This window comes from Paraglaciecola arctica BSs20135 (assembly GCF_000314995.1).
GTDB classification, from domain to species: domain Bacteria; phylum Pseudomonadota; class Gammaproteobacteria; order Enterobacterales; family Alteromonadaceae; genus Paraglaciecola; species Paraglaciecola arctica.
Genome location: NZ_BAEO01000010.1, coordinates 99,111 through 119,714, shown reverse-complemented (window position 1 = coordinate 119,714; position 20,604 = coordinate 99,111). Strand labels below are relative to the sequence as shown.

16 protein-coding genes are annotated in these 20,604 nt (G+C 39.8%); 4 read left to right on the top strand and 12 right to left on the bottom strand.

Features of this window, described 5'->3' with window-relative positions; translation table 11 throughout:
• The first annotated feature begins 3 nt into the window (after window positions 1-3).
• Window positions 4-687: a TVP38/TMEM64 family protein gene (locus tag GARC_RS26205; protein WP_007616980.1), complete on the top strand. Its 684-nt coding sequence runs from the start codon at window positions 4-6 to the stop codon at window positions 685-687.
• Between the two features lie 84 nt (window positions 688-771).
• Here the strand turns inward: GARC_RS26205 and GARC_RS03930 are convergent, their stop codons facing one another.
• The 4 genes from GARC_RS03930 to GARC_RS03915 all read right to left on the bottom strand — a co-directional run bounded on the left by GARC_RS03930 (window position 772) and on the right by GARC_RS03915 (window position 6,349).
• Entirely contained in the window at window positions 772-3,804 is a 3,033-nt protein-coding gene (locus GARC_RS03930; protein ID WP_007616979.1) for an efflux RND transporter permease subunit, read from the bottom strand.
• 4 nt (window positions 3,805-3,808) lie between these two features.
• The gene (locus GARC_RS03925; RefSeq protein ID WP_007616977.1) at window positions 3,809-4,555 is read right to left on the bottom strand and encodes an efflux RND transporter periplasmic adaptor subunit; all 747 of its coding nucleotides are present in this window, start codon (window positions 4,553-4,555) and stop codon (window positions 3,809-3,811) included.
• Window positions 4,552-5,148, bottom strand: coding sequence for a TetR/AcrR family transcriptional regulator (locus GARC_RS03920; RefSeq protein WP_007616975.1), 597 nt, complete (start codon window positions 5,146-5,148; stop codon window positions 4,552-4,554). Before GARC_RS03920 ends, GARC_RS03925 begins: the two co-directional genes overlap by 4 nt.
• Window positions 5,149-5,380: 232 nt before the next feature.
• Window positions 5,381-6,349, bottom strand: coding sequence for a sulfotransferase family protein (locus tag GARC_RS03915; protein ID WP_007616970.1), 969 nt, complete (start codon window positions 6,347-6,349; stop codon window positions 5,381-5,383).
• 425 nt (window positions 6,350-6,774) lie between these two features.
• Here GARC_RS03915 and GARC_RS03910 point away from each other — a divergent pair, with 425 nt between their 5' ends.
• On the top strand, window positions 6,775-7,725 hold the full coding sequence (locus GARC_RS03910; protein WP_007616968.1) for an alpha/beta fold hydrolase: 951 nt from the start codon (window positions 6,775-6,777) through the stop codon (window positions 7,723-7,725).
• Entirely contained in the window at window positions 7,718-9,313 is a 1,596-nt protein-coding gene (locus tag GARC_RS27650) for a lipase/acyltransferase domain-containing protein (protein ID WP_407636163.1), read from the top strand. The genes GARC_RS03910 and GARC_RS27650 overlap by 8 nt, the downstream gene beginning before the upstream one ends.
• 76 nt (window positions 9,314-9,389) lie before the next feature.
• Here GARC_RS27650 and GARC_RS03900 read toward each other — a convergent pair whose 3' ends face one another.
• The 5 genes from GARC_RS03900 to GARC_RS03880 form a co-directional block, all read right to left on the bottom strand.
• Window positions 9,390-10,865 (bottom strand): amidohydrolase, encoded by a 1,476-nt coding sequence (locus GARC_RS03900; protein ID WP_007616965.1) that lies wholly within the window; start codon window positions 10,863-10,865, stop codon window positions 9,390-9,392.
• Complete coding sequence (locus GARC_RS03895; RefSeq protein ID WP_007616964.1) at window positions 10,849-12,015, bottom strand: M14 family metallopeptidase; 1,167 nt, start codon at window positions 12,013-12,015, stop codon at window positions 10,849-10,851. The genes GARC_RS03900 and GARC_RS03895 overlap by 17 nt, the downstream gene beginning before the upstream one ends.
• 88 nt (window positions 12,016-12,103) lie before the next feature.
• Window positions 12,104-15,265 (bottom strand): TonB-dependent receptor, encoded by a 3,162-nt coding sequence (locus GARC_RS03890; protein WP_007616963.1) that lies wholly within the window; start codon window positions 15,263-15,265, stop codon window positions 12,104-12,106.
• Between the two features lie 96 nt (window positions 15,266-15,361).
• Complete coding sequence (locus GARC_RS03885) at window positions 15,362-16,360, bottom strand: FecR family protein (protein ID WP_007616962.1); 999 nt, start codon at window positions 16,358-16,360, stop codon at window positions 15,362-15,364.
• Window positions 16,357-16,926 (bottom strand): RNA polymerase sigma factor, encoded by a 570-nt coding sequence (locus GARC_RS03880; protein WP_007616960.1) that lies wholly within the window; start codon window positions 16,924-16,926, stop codon window positions 16,357-16,359. The genes GARC_RS03885 and GARC_RS03880 overlap by 4 nt, the downstream gene beginning before the upstream one ends.
• A 252-nt stretch (window positions 16,927-17,178) precedes the next feature.
• On the opposite strand from GARC_RS03880, the gene GARC_RS03875 reads away from it, so the two are divergent.
• Window positions 17,179-17,679: a hypothetical protein gene (locus tag GARC_RS03875; RefSeq protein ID WP_226989056.1), complete on the top strand. Its 501-nt coding sequence runs from the start codon at window positions 17,179-17,181 to the stop codon at window positions 17,677-17,679.
• A gap of 45 nt (window positions 17,680-17,724) precedes the next feature.
• Here the strand turns inward: GARC_RS03875 and GARC_RS03870 are convergent, their stop codons facing one another.
• From GARC_RS03870 to hisF, 3 genes are all read right to left on the bottom strand, one after another.
• Window positions 17,725-18,471, bottom strand: a complete 747-nt coding sequence (locus GARC_RS03870) for a hypothetical protein (RefSeq protein WP_007616931.1) — start codon at window positions 18,469-18,471, stop codon at window positions 17,725-17,727.
• 313 nt (window positions 18,472-18,784) lie between these two features.
• Window positions 18,785-19,405, bottom strand: coding sequence for a bifunctional phosphoribosyl-AMP cyclohydrolase/phosphoribosyl-ATP diphosphatase HisIE (gene hisIE / locus GARC_RS03865; RefSeq protein ID WP_007616929.1), 621 nt, complete (start codon window positions 19,403-19,405; stop codon window positions 18,785-18,787).
• A 301-nt stretch (window positions 19,406-19,706) separates the two neighbouring features.
• A complete protein-coding gene (gene hisF / locus GARC_RS03860) occupies window positions 19,707-20,480 on the bottom strand; it encodes an imidazole glycerol phosphate synthase subunit HisF (RefSeq protein ID WP_007616927.1) in 774 nt (257 codons plus the stop codon).
• Window positions 20,481-20,604: the final 124 nt, after the last annotated feature.

Below are 20,604 nucleotides of genomic sequence, written 5' to 3'. Positions count from 1 at the left end.
CTGATGAAATCACTGATTAAAGTTACCCTAGTTATTGCTGCCATTTTTGCATCAACTTTTGTATTGGCCAAAATGTTTGGTGTATTAAGTATTGAACAAATTCAAACTTGGTTAGAACAAGCCCATCAGATGTCGGATGTTTTGCTGGTTATGGCCGTTATTATTCTACTATTTGCAGATTTATTTGTGGCGGTTCCTACGCTTACCATTTGTTTATTATCGGGCTACTTTTTGGGTTTTGGTCTCGGTGCAATTTCTGCTTTGGTAGGCGTGATGTTAGCGGGGAGTTGTGGTTATTGGATCAGTCATTTTTATGGTGAGCACTTTTTAAAACGCTTATTAAAACATGAGCAACAACGTCAGCAATTAAAAGCCACATTTGAAGAGCATGGTTTTGTGATGATTTTACTTTCAAGAGCTATGCCTATTATTCCTGAAGTCTCGGCGTGTCTGGCAGGTATGACCTTAATGCCATTTTTACGTTTTATGTTGGCGTGGAGTATGGTGAGTGTGCCTTATGTGTTTATCGCCGCTTATTCTGGCTCTATCAGTAGTTTGAGTGATCCTAAACCAGCAATCATCACAGCTGTGGGTTTAACCACTTTTTTTGCAATTAGTTGGAGCGTTTTTAAACGCAAAATTAACAGAGCAGACAGGGCAATGCAGATAAGTAAAACCAATAAATAGTCAATGTAATGACGAATAATGAAATCAATGGCAGATGCCATTGATTTCATGGTTTTATCTTTTTAAAAGTAAAAGGGGGAGGGCTTAGATCTTACCTACTTCGTACCATTTTCTAATCCAGCTATCGACTGGGTATAAAATTTTGTAAAAGGCGGGCACAACCAATAAAGCTAAAATGGTTGAGCTAATTAATCCACCTATTACAGATAAGGCCATAGGTGAATTCATTTCGTGCCCTGCGCCACTGCCAAACGCTAAGGGCATCATCGCACCCACCATGGCAAATGTGGTCATCAAAATGGGACGTAGGCGTTTTTCACCGGCATGAATAAGGGCATCATCCACTGATTCGCCGTCTTTTATTGCTCTGTTGGCAAAATCCACTACCAAAATGGCATTTTTGCCCACCATTCCTAACAATAGAATGATGCCTATCATCACAAATAGAGAGAAATTATTGCCACTAAGGCCTAATGCGGTTATCACCCCAGTAAAGGCTAATGGCATAGTAACCATGATAATAATAGGTTGGATCAATGACTCGTAAAGAGCCGCCAATATTAAGTAAATAAGTATCACAGCCAAGCCAACAGCGGTGCTAAATGATACGGCTGTTTCTTGCATTTTTTCAACATCACCGGAAAACCTGTAGCTGTAACCTTCAGGTAAGAACTTGCCTATATTCTCATCAACTTGGCTAACGATTGCATTTAGCGGTACATTCGAAATGTTACTGCTCACCATCACTTTTCGTTCGCGATCAAATCTGTTTATTGTGGCGATTGAATTGCTTTGTTCAAAATGAATTAAGCCATCTAAAAAGACATATTCACCATTAGCTGCGCGGATCTGTAACTTTTTAATATTGTCCATATTGGCGCGACTTTCATCATCAAATCTAAGGGTGATATCGTATTCTCGACCTTTTTGTGTAAAGTCACTGATTTTGCTATCACTGGAATAATTAGAATTTAACAAGGCCGCAATTTGTGTTGCGGTAATCCCTAGTCGGGAGGTGTTATGCCTGATCATCGATATAGTGATTTCAGGTTTGCCATCTTGGTAATCACTGTCAATATCCACAGCACCTTCAAATGTACCCAACATCTCGGAAACTTGCTGCGATATTTCACTGAGTTTATCTAGGTTGTCTCCGGTAATAACAATTTGCACGGGAGCATTACTGCCACCTGTATTTATGGGTGGAATTTTCTCAACGGCCAAGGACATAGATTGTATCGACTTAAACTCTTTGCGGTAATGGTTAATGATGTCGGCCTGACCTGATCCGCGCTGCTCAATGGGCTTTAACTTTACATAAACTAAAGCTTTGTGGGACTCGTTGGCAGTTGTATAACCAATGCTCAGAGCATAATAATCAACCATGTTGTCGTTTTTGATGGCATCCATAATAGGTGTCATTCTTTTTTTCATTTCAGTGATAGACGTACCTACCTCAGCTTTGGCAGTAATTTGAAATTCGCTATTATCTTCATCGGGAACAAAATCCATACCTACGTTGGTGAATATTTGGCTGGATAAAATAAGAAATCCAAAGGTCACTAACACCGTAATGTATTTAAATCTAATCAGTGGTTTTAGAATTTTGACATAAGCATTGTCTAATGCTTGGAAAAAAGGCTCTGTTTTGGCATGAAATTTAGTTTCTTTGTGTTTTAACACACGCGCGCCAATAGTAGGGATAAACATAATCGCTACGAAATAAGACAGCACTATTCCTGAGGCAACCGTCATGGCAAACGCATTAAAGAACTTGCCTACCAAGCCACCCATAAAGGCAACAGGGATAAAAACGGCTAATAACATGGCGGATATTGCCAATAATGAAAAGGCAATTTCGTGCACACCTTCATAAGTGGCTTCAAATGCTTCCATGCCAGATTCCATTTTTTTACTGATGTTTTCGATAACCACTATGGCATCGTCTATAAAAATGCCTATGGCTAGGGTGAGTCCAATTAAGGTTAACTTATTTAGGTCGTAACCCATGTAATCAATGATCGCAAAGGTGCCAATGATAGAGGTGGGGATGGCCAGTGCAGAAACGATTGTGGCGGTAAGGTTTCGTAAAAATAAGAAAACAATGACTATGGCTAATATGGCGCCAAAGACTAAATCAAATTTTACTTGGTCGACACTGTGCATTATTTTATCTGACTGGTCTTTGATTAAACTTACTTGGTAATCATCTCCGGCTATGGTTTTTAACTCGGGTAATAATTGTTTGGCTTTATCAATAATGCCAATGACGTTAGTGCCTGAAATTTTCATAATATTCAGCATTACACCAACTTGTCCGTTATAAGATGAATAACTTTCTACATCACTTAATCCATCAAACACTTTGGCCACATCTTTTAAACGTAACCCTGGCTTTATTTCGATATTAGATAGGGACTCAATATCCTTAGAATCACCTTGAAACTTGATAATAAGCTCTTGTTTATCGTTAATACTTTTACCAGAACTGGCTTTAAAGTTTTCATTGCCAATAATATTTTGTAATTCAATGGCTGAAATATTGTACTTATTGAGTAGATAGGGATCGACCAATATACGAATTTCTCGATCTTGGTAACCATCTATATCAACGTCACCTACATTGGGGATACGTTGTAACTTGGGTTTAATCTTCTCATCAACTAGCTGCATCAGCGCAGACATATCACCACTTTTGCTAACTACAAATACACTGATAGCTTCACCTGCAGTGCTGATTTTTTGCACTAAAGGAGCCAAAGCATTATCGGGTAAGATCACCCCCCCAATTTTATCTCGCACATCGTTAGCGGCTTCGTTGATGTCTATTTTTAGATCAAACCTCACGATGACATAACTCAGACCTTCGTAACTAGTTGAGTCCAATTTATCAATGCCGTTAATACCCGAAACGGCTTCTTCAATTTTATCGGTGATTTTAGATTCAACCGTTTTAGCATCCGCTCCGGGGTAAGCCGTTTGGATAGTAACAATGGGGAAATCCACATTAGGGAAAAGTGCCAAAGGCATTGATGAGTATGACTTGAGGCCAAATATTATGAGCGCCATGACGGCCATAAGTATGGTGATAGGTCGATTGATTGCAAATTTATACATAGGGCTATTCTTGACTTTCTGTTACTGAATTATTGTTATCGCCAGAGGTGATTATTTTACCCTCCCCAAATAGACCTACTTTCAAATCATTGGCGGTGACCTGTAAGGAAATTTTTCTGTTATCGTTATTTGCTTCGGGATAAATTCTATAAATTTTACTCTCATATTGTTTCTCATCACCATCAACTTTATATAAAAAGGTATCGCCAATCTTGACATCGCTATTGTATTTTTGATCAAACTCTACAACTAATATTCGGGCATGTTCACTTTGTAAATTAAAGGCCGTTTTTATCATCTGACCACTCACTACATCGCCTAATTCAATCATTCTTTTACTGATCACACCGTCAAATGGCGCTCTTAAAATGGTTTTGTTGTAGATGGCGTTTTCTAATGCAATCTTGGCATCAATGGCTTCGTGCGCCATGGCATACTTGTCTAGCAGTGCTTTATCTATGAGCTTCTTTTTGTAGAGGTCTTTGTGTCTTTCATGGTCTAAAATTGCGTATTTTAATGTCACTTTAGACGCATTGTTGGTGGCTACTAAGTCGTCATTGGCTAAGGTAGCCAAGATCTGACCTTTTTTAACCACACTCATAATGTCTACATGAAGTTCTTCCACAATGCCACTGTAATTAAACGCTAAGCTGGCACCCTGTTTTGCATGTACTGTAAATGTGGCATATATTTCTTTGGCTTGTACTTTTGTTATACAAAGTACAAGGGCTAACATTATGATTTTTTTCATTTTTTTATCTCTATTAAATCGAATAGGGTGTCTATATAATCTTTAAACTCTTGTTTCAAGTCTTTGCCATCTGCCCAAGCAGTTAACATATAGCCCCTTTCTGCTTTTATTAATCCATCAACTAAACGTTTAGCAATCCCTTTGATTTCGCCTTTTTTGATCCCTTCAGCAATGATGTTTTCTAAGATCGTTTTAATAAAACATGAACATTCACTGTTGAATTCCAGCATGGGGCAGGATTTTGTCGACAAGGTTACGCTTAAGTATTCTCTGTAAACGTCTTGGTGTTTTTCATAAGACTTATATTCAGATAAGAAAAAATCGAAGAGATATAAGACTTTTTGTTTAGTTGAAGTCTGTTGGTCGCTTCGACTTAGCAAGTTATGCTGGTGTTCTTCTATAAACTTTCGAATGATTTCGAAGACTATTTCTTCTTTATTGCTGAAATAATCATAAACCGTTCCTTTGCCAATGCCTGCGGTTCTAGCAATCTCGGTAATGGTTAAATTTTTAATTCCTTTTTCCAATAAAAGCTCAGTACAAGCACCTGCTATGTCGCGTCTTTTTTTGTCTTTATCTACTATGATCGCCATTTTGAACCGTAAGTCTTAAAGTTATTTATAAATGACCGACGGTCGGTCATTTATGCTGATGGTAAATTAAACCTATTAAAAAATATAGATTTATTTAGGGTAAACAGGTTAGAAAATTGGGAGAGGTTGCGACTAAAAAATTTGTGTAAGGAAATTGTTTAGATAAAATTATTCATATATAAGAGCAATCAAAATCTAGCTAATCTGATGATGTTTAACTTTTTGATTTTTTCTAAGGTATATCGCTAGGGAAATAATGAGTGGATTGAAAATGGTCTTCTTTAATTGGTCTATATAGTTCTAAGACTCTCTTTTTGGAGTCGGTATCAATCAATGTGTCACTTGGGTAGAGATCAAAAATTCCATTTATCTCTTTTAAATGAGTCATTAAGCGCTCTTTGTCTTTAGCTTTAACATCATAGTGATTTATCGTTCGAAGTAGTTTTGTCACCACACTGTGTACACTTTTATTTTGCCTTGGTGTGGGATTGTCGTGGGCAGTGGCTAGACCTAATTTTTGTATGACTTCTTGCACCACATCACCTTGGTATTGAAAAGCTGAAACACTGTTTATACCAAACAGTTTTTGGCAATCACTGACAAAACCTTGATAGTTTAAATGTTGTGAGAACCACTGAATGTCTAACATTTCAGCAAAGCTTAAGTCTCTGCCATAACAAGGATTATTTTGAATTTTTGGGTTGCGAATACATTGTTTATAGTAACTTTCAATAAAGGATAAAGGCTCTCGGAACCATACCCATACTTGTACATCGAAGAGTTGACTTAGCTCAGATAAAATTGTTTTTGAAGCTTCTGGAAAATCCCACCAGTAATTATAAATACCTTCGGATGATAGGATGATGGTGTGAGTGTCTTGCTTCACTTGGGTGATGATGTTTTTAAAATTTGCCAGCAAACTTTGTAGGTTTGTAGTCACTAAGTTCTTTTCAAACCATTGGTGTTTTGGGGCATTGGGGTTTTGTATTTCATCAAGGTTGTGCGGGTAAAGGATGCCTTTTCCTCTAAGTTTTCGTTGTTTTTTATCTAAGTAGGTTTGTAAGCTAGTAGTGCCGGTTTTAGGTGTGCCAGCATGAATGATGAGTCTTATTTTCTGGGTGTTACCTAAGACTAACGATTGCTCAAATGGTTTTAACTGTTCGCGGATCTCGTTAATAAAATGAATATCTGGCGTTTGCATTGGGATAATTATAACCTTTAAAAATTACAGATAATCAAAGTGTTAGGGGCAATATCCATATCACTTAGCCTCTCAAAGCCGTCATTGATGTTGTTTTTTACACAGTGACAAAACGTAGCAGTTTTGAGCAAAACATACTGCTAACATCAGAATTGTAATGAGTTTTTCAAACTTTTCTCAAGCCTTTTGTAAACATATAGCGATTTTAACACGGCAACTGTAGAGTGATATAGCTATGACAACTCATACCGATAAATCGTGCATATCAGGGTGGGGTATTGCTGTTATTTTACGCTATCTTTGATAAAAGTTTTTGGCGGCACTTTGATTATCAATCTGCTGCGAATATACACAACTTATTGTTTGCAGTACTCTATATCGTATCTATCTGGCCGAACATCGGCTGTTGTTTTTGGGGAGTGTGAGTGAAGTATTTAATCCGTCTATCTTTGTTGTTACTAGTGGCTGTTTCTGGCGCTTATGGGTATTTGCAATTTGCTTTTTCAGAGCCAGACAGACCAGTGCAAGATCTAATCGACCGATGGGCTAAGGCACCTTCACAGTTTTTATCACTTTCTGGTATGCAAGTGCATTATCGAGATGAAGGCCCTAAAGAAGACCCTTTGCCTATCATATTGGTGCATGGCACTAGTGCTTCGCTACACACTTGGAATGGTTGGACTGAAGTGTTATCAGATCATCATAGAGTGATACGTTTCGATATGCCGGGATTTGGTTTAACAGGCCCTCATCCGCAAAGTAAATATCGTATTGAAGATTATGCTAAAACCTTAATTAAATTGATGGATGCCATGGGCATTGATTCGGCTATTGTCGCGGGGAATTCATTAGGGGGATATGTGGCGTGGAGCGCAGCGGTTCTTTTCCCTGAGCGTGTAGCAAAACTTGTTTTGGTTGATTCAAGCGGTTACCCATTTGAGTCAGACTCTGTTCCCATTGCATTTCGAATTTATAGCTCCCCAATACTCAAATTTTTATTCGGGAACATCATGCCCAGATCAGTGGTGAAAAGTAGTCTTGCTAATGTGTATGGAAATCCTGATAAGATCACTGAAGACTTGGTTGATAGATATTTTGAGCTGAGCACCAGAGAGGGCAATAGAGAAGCACTGGCAAAGCGCTTTGTTGAAACCAAAGCAGGTCAACTGGCAGACAGAGTCAGTGAATTAACTCAAGAAACACTAATCATCTGGGGAGATAAAGATCACTTGATACCAATAAGTAGTGGTCATCGTTTTCACCGAGAAATACCTAATAGCCAGTTTAAATCATTTAGTGATTTGGGGCATGTGCCCCACGAAGAAGATCCCTTGGCAACAGTTCAAGCTGTCGAAAAGTTTCTGCATAGTGAATAAAATCGCTTTTAATACTTTGGGGTATTTGGCGGTATGTTTGTTACTGTCCTCATGCACTTACCTTAAATACACTTCGGTCCAAGCGAATTACGCGAAGATCCAAAATGCAGAGCCCAGTCAAAAAAACCTAAAACATATGCTGGATCGAGAGACTTTTTTTGTAATCGGTAAAACCATAGATGCGTCTGGGAAATACTCAGATATGTCTTTAGCCATTGCCGCTTATTCAGATAAATTCAAAGTGAATGAACGCGTAGATATTATGTTTTCCAATAGGACCACAGACACCCACTTTGGGTTAAACTTACCTGAAGGAGACTACGACCTACAGGTCTATGCTGATATCAATAGGGATGATGTTTTCGATCACAATGAAGTTGTTGGTCACAGCAAACTCACTCTCAGTAAGGTGCTCTACCCTGAGTTAATAGTCAGCCAAGTTGATATATTGTTAACTGCAAATAAGTTGTCTGCACGGTTTGATAAGATTTTCTTGCCTGTAGGTTTTGAAGCCCAGCAATCTCTTTTTTATCCATCGGGAAGCATACGCTCTCTTAGTGATCCTTTGTTTGACAAAAACATGTCGACCTTAGGCATGTACGACCCAGCTTCATTTCTAGAGCATGCTCCCACTATGTTCTATGCACTCGAAGAAGATCAAGTTCACAAAATCCCTGTGGTGTTTGTACACGGTATTGGCGACAGTGCTAGGGCCTTCGAATCCATCATCAGTCAATTAGATAGGGATAGATATAGACCTTGGTTTTTCTATTATCCGTCGGGTGGTGATCTGGATCAGCTTGCTGGTTTATTTTATAACTTGTTTCTTTCAGGCCAAGTCATTCCCTTAGGGGAAATGCCACTCATTGTTGTTGCCCATAGTATGGGCGGGCTTGTAGTACGAGAGGCCATTAATAAATATAAAGGACAAGAAGGGGAAAATAAGATTAAGTTATTTGTCTCCATCGCCAGTCCTTTTGGCGGTCATCCGCAAGCGGCCAAGGGCGAAAATAATGGGCTGATTGTTTTGCCAGCATGGCGTGATTTGAATCCTAACAATAAATTTATTCAACAACTATATAGAAAACCGCTACCAGAATTTATTAACCACCAACTTTTTTACGCCTTTAGAAACCCAGGTACCTTAAAACTAGGTGAAAATAACGATGGGGTGGTGCCACTTTCCAGTCAATTACACCCAGAGGCGCAAAAACAAGCCAAACAAACATTTGGCTTTGATAGTGGTCATGTGGATATTCTGTCTGATGAACACATGATAGCGCGTCTATTTGATCTGATGGCTGATGTGGATAACATCTTTTCTAAAAAAAGCATGGCGGCCCTAGTAGATGGTGGTTTTGAGGTAACGCTTAGTGATGAATACAGAGCCACAACTAAACATTTGATCCACTATGCAGGTAAGTACTTAGCATTGCTTGTTCATGGCCGAATTGCACCTTTGCCGCAACAAAAACATTTTGTGTTGGCGCTGCAAGGTAAAGTGCCTGTCAGCACTGAATTGGAAAAGGAATTTATGTTGTTTATGCATCAATACCCAGATTTAGTTAGTTCTGTTTTGCGGAATTAATGAAGCTATTCGCACTACTGCATGTATAAATCATTGAATGAAATCGCAATAGCTGGTCAATAGTGCGTAATAAATATTATAAAGCGGGAGAGCGATCACCAATTTGTGATTGATATTGCACATCACCTACTCTTTCACGCCATTCTGTTTTTGCCTTTTGTATCAGCTCGGGCTGTTCGAATAAACGAATTGCACTTAGTGCTAGGGTTTTACTCGCCAACTGCATACCTTTATAGCCAATACTCATACCGCCCGTTGCTACGGCCTGCCAGCTGTGAGGTGCAGTACCAGGAACCCAAGTTGCTGTTACAAAACCGGCTGTTGGCACATTCCAGCTAATGTCACCTACATCGGTAGATGCAGTGGCATGGTAGATATCATCAGTAAAAGTGGCAATTTTTTGTTCATTACCGATTTGCTTTAAGGCACGTTTACTGAGTGTTGGACGAATTTCATCGGAAAATTTTTGCTCTTCGGGTGAATAGTCGATACCACCAAAAGTTTGCATGGCATCGTGAGCAACTTTAGCTAGAGTGGCATTAGGCAGGGTACTCCATACTCCTGACATGATTTCCCAATCGACTGTGGTTTCTGTTCCTAGTGCGGCAGCTTGTGCGGTTTTTTCTAATCTGCTCCATAACGCAGGCAAATCTGCTGCCGAAGGTGTGCGCATGTAATAATAGACCTCAGCGAACTCTGGCACTACGTTTGGCGCGCTGCCACCATTGGTAATAATGTAGTGAATACGAGTATCAGAGGGTACATGTTCGCGCATCATATTCACCATATAATTCATTGCTTCAACAGCATCTAGGGCTGAACGTCCACGTTCTGGTGCTGCGGCAGCATGAGAGGCAATACCGTGAAAACGAAATTTGGCGGTTTTATTGGCAAGTGTCGACATAGGCTGTGTAGTGTTTTGGTCGCCAGGATGCCAGTGTAAAACTGTATCGACATCGTCAAACAAGCCTTCACGTACCATGTACACTTTGCCTGAACCTCCTTCTTCCGCAGGGGTACCATATAGGCGAATTTGGCCTTTTATTTTGTTCTGTTGTAACCAATTTTTAACTGTTAATGCAGCAGACAATGAACCCGCACCAAACAAATGATGACCACAAGCATGACCTGCTGCTTTACCGTCAATGGCTTGTTTGTGGGGTGCTGCTTGCTGAGACAAACCTGGCAAAGCATCCATTTCTGCCAATATGCCGATAACAGGGCCATCATCAGATCCATAAGTGGCAACAAAAGCAGTCGGCATACCAGCGATACCGGCCTCAACTTTGAAGCCTTGCTCGGCAAGGATCTGTTGCATTGCTTGACTACTTTTTTGTTCGTGAAAACGTGTTTCTGCCCAACCCCACATATTTTGAGCTAATTCACGACTTAAAGCTTGATGACCTGTTACATCTTTTTCTACAAAAGAAGCGTTGCTTTGTGCCGTAGCTAAGCTTACCCAAGTACTCAAGCATAAGGTCGCTACAATACTGATGCGTGACCAAGATGGTGTTTTTATCATTGTGTTTAGTTGGCTATTTTTGGGTAACATAAAATGCTTCTGGTTTTAGTCTTAACAAGTTATCGACCAGTGACTTGGCTGCTTGTTTAGCCACATAAGGAATAAGCTGGCGATTGCTGTTATCACCTACTTCGTAGGTTACGCCATGCACTTGGTAGTGATCGGCAATATATTGTTTGAAAATGCCTTTGTCTGGTGACGAAGCTGATTTGTTGACGGGTCTAAATATCCAATTTGTCTCCGCTTCTAAACTCGCTAACCAATCGGTCATCAAAGGTTGTGGTGCTAAATTATGATCTTCTGGCATAGTATAAAACACGTCATGAAAGGTTGAGTGAAAATCAATCGCGAATACTATTTTTCCGCCATTTTTCACTATGCTGGCCATTTTGTCTCTGACTAAGCGAGTTTCAATTTGTGTGAATTTTTTCCAGTCGCGGTTTAAATCAACGCCATTAGCGTTGTGCCGCCAGTTACCATCTTCTACGCCATCTGGGTTTAAGTCAGGTACTAATAATAAATTAAAGCGTTCAAAAAATGGATTTCGTAGGCTGTCGTCTAGTAATAATGATTCACTGAAACTAAATAGAGCCATAGCGCCTGTCACTTCTGGCGGGTGTTGGCGACCAAGGATCACTAGCCATTCTTGGTTTTTTGCAGATTGTTTTACTAAGGCCTTAATTTCACGACCTTTTTCTGAGTGGCCGAGGGTTTCAATAGATATTTCAGGACTTTGTTTTTTTAAGCCTCTTAACCATATGTCGTACTCTTGATTATTGATCACTTCTTGAGCTGAGATCCAAACCGGTTTATTGCCCGTGTTGACTGTCAGCCACATTTCTTGACCTGTTGTATTAAAAGCGAGTCCTTGCCAGTGTATGCCATCGGTGCTGATCTTAGGCAAATAGCGTGGCTTATTACCGTTGAAGGTGAGTTTTATTGTTACCTCAGCTGCATTTTCTGAATGTAGTTTGAAACTAAACCAAGGGCTGGGATTAACGGGCTCATTTTCTGGCAATATGCCGATATGATATTGGTGTTTAGCAAGTTTGTTACAGCTATCTAGACGGGCTCCACTGAAATTACTATCGAAAGTCACATCATCGAATTTACAGGCTTGGGCATAACTAAAGGGTGAAAAACTAAATAAGAATAATATCGGTATAAAGTATCTAAACATGATTTGGGTTATCCATTCTTTGTGGGGGAAGGGCGATAAAAATAGCCAATCAGAGACGGTCTCTGATTGGCTAAGTAACTAAGATTGACTAGAACTTTTTGTTTAATGTCATGTATAAGTAGCGTCCTGAAGATGAATGAACGCTGTTTTCATAACCGAAGGTATTGGATGAAAAAGGAGGTTCTTCATCGCCAATATTACGTGCGCCTAGTGTCACTTTTGTTTTATCTAACCAGTTGTTTTGTTTAGCAAAAGAGTAAGTTGCATAGGCATCGACTGTCGCCCAGCTATCAATCTGATGATAAATTAAATCATCATTTTCATCGAAGTAAGACAGAAAGATATTTTCTAGTTCACTAGTGTATTTATATTTAACACCCGCGCCCCAACTGCCATTTTTCCATTTTATGCCAAGATTACTACGCCATTCAGGACGACCATTTTGCGCTAATAAGTCACCAGCAGCCCCAGGTATTCCCACTGCTGCATCGTTATACAATACTGAAGGATCTCCAGCCGCTTGTGCATCAGCGACACTTTGAGTAATACTGTCTAAGCCTTGTTCAAACTTGGTCAGATGCGCCGCATTTGCACTAAAAGTAAATTTACCTATATCGGTTTCTAATTTATATGAAATGCTGTAGTCGACACCTTTAATTTCACGAGGTAACAAGTTTGTGTAGTCATTGGTAACGTAGAGTATTTCATTGTTGTCATTTCTAATGACGTTTTGATTACTGCCCCCATCAGCTCGTAATATTGCATCATATAAAATTTGTGTTTGGCTACTTAAAATTCCCACCACATCTTTTTGTTTGATATGCCACCAATCAGCAGTCAATGTTATGTTTTCAGTAGGAGTGAAAACAATACCAGCGAAGGTGTTTTTACTGGTTTCAGGTTTTAAGTCAGAACTGCCATTACGAATTTCTAAGGTGCCTTGACGCGTGCCTGAAATAGGATCTGAGCGTGTATTTGAGCGTGATACATCCACTGCTGTAGTTTGTGGTAAACCAGGTGCTTTAAAACCTTCAGCGTAGGCTGCACGAAATTGAACCATGTCATTCACTTGCCATGCTAAAGACACTTTAGGTTTAGCAATATCTCCTACATCAGAAAAACTCTCATAACGGGAAGCAAGTTGCATATTTAGGCTTTTTACACCAGGTAAGTCAGCGAGTAATGGTACTGCCAATTCTAAATAAGCTGAGAACACATTGCGGCTGCCCGATGAATCTGGTGTTGGACTACTGCCCAGTACTGTACTGGCTAATGGGCTTTCCTCGCCCGTTACTATATTGATAAAGCTATTTGTACCGTTTAATGCATCACTACGTGCGTCTGAAAAACTCTCGTAACGGTATTCAACACCCACTGCCATACCTACATCACCGGCTGGTAAAGTGAATAAATCAGGGCGCGAGATTTTAAAGTCATATAAAGCAAGTTCAGTTTCTGACTCTCGCTCAATATTAAACATAAAATTGTCGATGACATCTAGCGGGTTACCCGTTGCATCACCAATATTCGGGGTGGTTAAACTTCCGCCATTAAAAATGTCATAGGCGGTACTTTGATCTGTGCTGTTGACTGCTTGTTGAAACAAAGTTGTATTAACACGATTAGCTGAATCGAGCGTGTGGGCTTTGGAATAAAGTAAAGCTGAATCCCAGTCCCAGTCCTGGTAATAGCCTCTTAAACCAGTAAGAAAACGGTATGAATAGTCTTCTACATTAATTTTACGGGGTCCAGTATCAATGGGACGGTAGCGTCTTACTGTTATATCTTCATCGAAGGGGTTGTAGAAAGCATCACTGGATACAGTAAAGCGCTGGGCAGTCAGATTACCACTCTGTTCTCTTAAACGATCCGCCTCGGCCTGATAATAAAGGGCTTCACCATAAAGCTCGATATCGTCGCTCAGTTCATGGGTCATTAATGCATATAAGTTAATACGACTGACTTCAGAACTTAGTGAACGTTCTGAATTAGAGTCGTATCTTAATTCGCGACCTAAACTGCCTTGATCTGCGCAAATTCCATTGCCAAGATCAGCAACACAGCCACTTAATGTATCTGGCTGAATATGAAATGTACCTAAGCTGTCAGAGCTTAATTCAGCCCAAGGTGTAGAGGTTGTTCGACCATCTAGGGAAGTACTGCTGGCAAATTCTTCACCAAGACCTGGGTAATTACGCTTATCTGAACTGGCTGAATAGGGACGTTCAGACGCCATCAACATATCTTTTTTGTATAAGCTGCCACTTAAGGTTAAATGGGTTTTATCCTCATTAAAAAACCAGCCACCAGAACCCGAAAGACTCAGGGTATCTCTATTGGTACCGTCGTTTTTGCCATATTGAATTTGTAAATCACCACCGGTGTTTTCATCTTTTAGAACGTAGTTGATTACGCCTGCTATTGCATCTGTACCGTATATAGCCGCTGCACCATCACGTAATACTTCAACACGTTTTAGACCGCGCACGGGTAGGGCATTTGAGTTAACTGTGCTTACAGGTACTAAATCTTCAGCCTGAGTACCAGGGTGAAGCACTAAACGACGACCATTTAATAAGGTTAAGCTGTAACCTGAGCCGATACCTCGCAAGTTAATCGAAGAAACATCACCACGGGCGTCATTTACGCCGCCAACTACGCGGGAACTATTAAAACTCACGTCACCTTGCTGGGGTAGCTCAGCTAATAAATCAGCACCACTTTCAATACCCAAGTCTTCAAAGTCTTCGGCATTAAATGTAGTGACAGGTAGTGCGCCAGAATCTTGATTGACGCGGATATTTGAGCCAACTACTTGGATGCGCTCAACACTGGCTTCGCCGTCAGTCTTTTTTGTTTGTGTACCGTTTTGTGGAGTTGCTGATGTCACTGCAGAGGTTTTAGTCTGAGGTTTTACCTTAGATTGGTTACTCTTTTCACGGATCACAAATGTATTGGCAGAGTCCTTTACGTATTCCAAAGTTGTATTCTCTAACAATATAAAAAGCGCTTCTTCTACAGTTAAAGTCGCGGATATTTTGCGAGTGGTGATGTCGGGCATACTAAGGGACGAAAATAATATTTGTGTTTCGCTTTCTTCTGCGAGTTCGAGCAACGCAGAGTTAATATTCTGTGCTGGGATATCTATGTTTAGTGGTGTTTCTTGTGCGGCCAAACTTTGGTTGGTATGCATTATTAACAACATGCTGCAAGCTAGGGTACTAAGTTTAAATGACGGACGTATTCTCATATGTGTGCCTCTATTATTATTAGAATTGACTGTTCCTATTAGAGGTATACGCAATGAAAAAAATAATCCTCCATAAATCCTCCATAAAGGTGCAAATTAATTTTTAGCCGTTAATTCTATGTACTTAGGGTAACGTTCTACATTCACCGGCAGTGCGGCTTCAATGGCGGATAAAATACTATCACCGTCTTTCAATTTGAAAACGCCACTTATTTTTAATTTACCCAATCTTTCATTTTGCAGGGTGATTTTTTTCAAGCGATAACGATTAAATTCAGTAATGACTTTAGCCAAAGGTTCATTGTCAAAACGAAATACACCTTGTCGCCATTGTTGCTCAGTAAGGGTTTCTTGAAAGGTCACTTTTGCCACAACTTCACTGGTGCCAGTAAATGCACCAATTGAGCCTGCTGGTAGTAGTGTTTCTGCATTATCGAATTCAATTTGGTCACTTGATGGCTGTGCAGATGATTGCACCGCAACCAAACCTTCTGATACCGACACTTTTAGTGTTTCATTTGATTTGCGCACATTAAATTTTGTGCCAATGACTCTAATTGTTTTGTGGCCGGTATCTATGCTGAATACTCGGTTGGGATCTTTTGCAACATCAAAATAGACTTCTCCCTTATCTAACCATACACGTCGCTGAGTACCTGTGAAATCTATTGTAATAGCGCTGTTGGTATTTAAAGTCACCATGCTGCCATCAGGTAAATTCACTGTGCTTATTTCGCCAATTGTGGTTTGGTAATGATTCGGTCTATGGGTTGAGGCTTGGTAAAGTGGACCTGTGTTTTGTTTGGGAATGGCTAAAAACCACACCAAAATCACAGCGCCAACCACACTCGCTGCTAAACCGGAGAACCAGTATGCCCGTATAGGTTTGGATGTCGCTTTAGGCGTTTGATATAACTGACTACTGCTATCCCAGATGGAGAGCATGTTATCAAACTCTTGCTGATGAGCAGCACTGTGCTCACACCAAGTGTAAATTTGGTTTTCTTCTTGGGCGCTTAATTCACCTGAATACAGACGAGCAACAAATTTTGCAGCTTGCTGGCGCATAGCTTGTTGATTGTTTTCACTATTCATTCTGGCGACACCTGTGCTCTTATGGCAACCAGTGCTGCTGCTATGTGTTTTTCTACAGTACTTACCGATACACCCAATAAATCGCTGATTTCACGGTAACTTTTACCTTCAATTCTGTTTAACATAAATGCCTGTTGGTGGCTGGTTTTAATTTCACCTAGTACTTTTTCAATCTGCCTTAACTGTTTACGATTTTGCAGTGCTCTCTCAGGTGAAAATATAGATGATAAAATTGCTGTTTCATGATCACTAACATGAGCGTCTTTGCAGCGCACTTTTGCTCTGCGATTACGGTCGATTAATATATGCGTGGCAATTTGAAATAGATAGTTACGCACTGTGTCCATACGACCTGCGAGTTTTTGCTGTAAATTTTCAAATTTTAATAAGCGTTCATATACTTCTTGCATAACATCCTCGCAATCACCTTCACTTAATCGAGAGCGAACGCGGATAAAACGGCGTAAAGCGCTGCCATATTCTGCATACAACTGCTCGACTAAATCGCTATTTTCATCCCCAACAATGGGATGTTTTTGCGCTCTGTTTAGGTAGATTACTTTCATGTTATGCCCGTTAATTTACCTTATATTACTAGGTATACGCAGTGAATATGTGATCCCTCAATAATTTACGAAAATAGTTTTTAAGTTCAACCATAATCTGTGGTTAGACATACATAGTATGCGATTAATTTATTTCGTTACTATTTAACTTACTAAATTTGCATATTCATACTTGGTTAAGCTTAAAATGAATAGCATACTCATTATTCTTGTATTGTGAACTGATGGTCTTTTATGTTTAAAGTGTTTGTAATGAGTATGCTTTTTTTAAGTTGGCAGGGAGTTGCTAAAGATTCAGTTAGCTATTTTTTAAAAGGCGAATTCAACGCCACTGATTCGATTACCGGAATAGGATTTACTTTACCAATTGGCCCTAGATATGCTGCTGTAAAGGGAGAGTTTGTTTCATCACTTAATTACGCCGAAGTTTTAGATGAAGATGGTGATATGCAGGATTTTATGGCTTGGGATACAGGCGTTAGACTAGGCGTTTATGGCAAGGTTTTTGTGTATATAGAAGCTGGTTTTGATGCCTTCGAAATTGTGTCTGATGATAGACGAAACGATGACGATTATTATTTTGATAAAACGCAAAAAAATAATTCTGTGGACGGTTATGCAGGGTTGGGAGCAGGCATAAACATGCCAAATATGCGTATCGAAGGTTTTATTAAAGCTCGCCAAATAGATGGTGATTATTGGGACAGTGACAAACAAGTATTTTATGGCTTACAAATTTCAATGTTTTATTAATCACAGAGTTAATCTGTTGAAAGTTGACTTTGAAGGTTTGTAAGATCATCGGCGTTTTTCCAATAAGGCTTTTGTGGCGTTCAATTCATTGCGGATCTGCCCCATCATGGGCAATAGGACCCCTTGCCAACGTTCCCAAGTTACAAAAGCTTTTATTAGTGGATCATTTTTACAGGCTACATCGATGGGAGTGTTTAGTTTGATACTGCGGATATGGGGTATATCGTCACCATAATCTTTGTTTGATGAAAGCGTTAGACGTGGACCCACGCTGAGTAGCGGATTGTCTTCAAAGCGTTTTTTGAGGGGATGGTCTTCTGCTAAATCACTATTAACTTCAGTCAATTCAAAATGAATCAACATATCGGTAAAACGTTGGCGTTCCTGGGCTGTTTGATGTGCCAAAAGTCGTGGATTGGTTGTTAATTCTTTTAAAGCCTGGCGACGTAAATATATTCCATTAGTGTTTCTAAGCTCATTGATCCCTTTATTCACTAACGATCGATTTGCTTCACTGTCTGAACATGACAGTAAAATATCTAAGGCATCCCCTACAATTTGCAGTGACTGGGCCGCTTCTGTATCTACTGTCGCCACATTAAGGTGGTTGATTTTAATTTCTGTTTCTAGTCGTTCAAGGGCGCGTACATAGTCAGTGTGAGAGCTGTATGATTCATTCCAGTTCGATATTTGCAAACCAACAAACACGCCCATGACTATGATTAAAAAATCAATTAATACTGCAAACCAGTTTTCTTTTTGGATGTGTGTTTTGATGCGGCGAAGTAACATCAGTGAATTTCCTTATTTTCGTTCATTTAAGCGCTTTAATAGTGCCTAGTTAGACCTAACTTGCAGTCTTTCATTAGGTTAAATATATATTTATTTTCTGTTCATATACGTTGTAAATTAAAGCCAGCTTGCCCTGTTTTGGGTGATTTTACAAATAACTGTAAGTCATAAAGGGAATTATATTTGCGAGTGGGTATTGGTGATATTTCAGGTGTTAAAAATTGTTTAGGTGAGGTTTATTTAGAATACGCTGAGGGGAAATGACATGGACGACAGATTGTGCAATCCATGTATTATAATTGAGTAGAAACGTTTATTTACTATGACGGTCTTTTAATACTTTGACCACATCAGACAAATTCAAATCGCTGGCTTGTAACAATACGATTAGGTGGTATAACAAATCCGCAGATTCATTTTTTAACTCTTCTAAATCTTTTACCGTAGCCGCTAATGCTGTTTCAACACCTTCTTCACCGACTTTTTGCGCGATACGTTTAATGCCTTTGCTATAAAGATGTGCAGTGTAACTAGAGTCAGGATCGGCACCTTTACGTGATGCAATTACAGTTTCTAATTCAGCGATAAAACTGATGTCTGCAGATTGACTATCTGCCCAGCAGGTTTCTGTACCTTTGTGGCATGTAGGGCCAACCGGGTTAACCAAGGCTAGTAGTGAATCGTCGTCACAGTCGCTGCTGATTTCGACCAAATTTAGACTGTTTCCAGACTCTTCGCCTTTAGTCCATAAACGTTGTTTTGAACGGCTAAAAAAAGTCACTAAACCTGTTTCTAAAGTTTTATCCAACGCATCTTGGTTCATAAAACCTTGCATCAACACTTTACCACTGACCGCATTTTGCACTATGCAGGGGATTAGGTTTTCCATTTTATCCCAAGCGAGTTTTGCCACATTTTCTTTTGTAATAATCATTTTAATCTCTAATATGTTTTAGCTACGAGCTACCTTCAAAGCGTTTGAACCACAGAGGTCACAGAGCGCTTCGCTACACAGAGGAACAGATTGTTAAGAATTAAGTCTTATTTCTCTGTGTCCTCCTTTTCCTCTGTGGTGAATATTTTTTTATCTTTTAGAACTTCAGCCTTAAAAGCGTTTGAACCACAGAGGTCACAGAGCGCTTCGCTGCACAGAGGAATGGATTGTTAAGAATTCCTTTTCTTTTTCTCTGTGCTCTCTGTGTCTCTGTGGTAAATAATCTTCTAATCTCTAATCTCTAATCTCTAATCGCAATATTTTGCGTTCGTAAATACGCTTTTAGTACTGGTATTGGGATAATGCCTTTATGGAACACTGACGCGGCTAATGCGCCATCTACATCGGCTTGCTCAAATACGTCTTTAAAGTGCACGCTTTCACCTGCGCCGCCTGATGCAATCAAAGGTACAGAACAGCTTTTGCGAATAGCAGACAGTTGCGCGATATCGTAACCCTTGCGTACACCATCTTGGTTCATGCAGTTAAGTACAATTTCACCAGCGCCACGTTGTTGTACTTCTTTAACCCAATCGGCGGTTTGCCAAGCGGTTACTTGGGTACGTGTTTCGTCGCCAGTGTATTGGTGCACTTGGTATTTGCCGGTTTCTTCATTGTAAAAACTGTCTATACCTACTACCACACATTGTTGGCCGAAGGTGTCGTGTAAGCGGGTGATCAATTCGGGATCAGCTAGAGCAGGGGAGTTAACCGATATTTTGTCGGCACCCATTTCTAATATTTTACCTGCTTCCTCAATCGTCTTAATACCGCCAGCTACACAAAATGGGATATCGATGACTTGAGCAATGCGAGTCACCCAGCTTTTATCCACAACACGTTGGTCACTAGAGGCTGTAATGTCGTAAAACACCAACTCGTCGGCACCTTGTTCTGCATACTGCTGAGCCAAAGGCACTATGTCGCCAATAATTTCGTGATTGCGAAACTTTACGCCTTTGACCACTTTGCCGTCTTTTACGTCTAAGCAGGGGATAATACGTCTAGCTAACATAAAAAAACCTTATAAAAAGTTTTGAGTTTTTAGCCGCGAACCGCGAGCAAAAATAAAACAAAAACAAAAACAAAAACAAAAACTAAAACTAAAACAAAAACAAAAACATTTTTAACCACAGAGG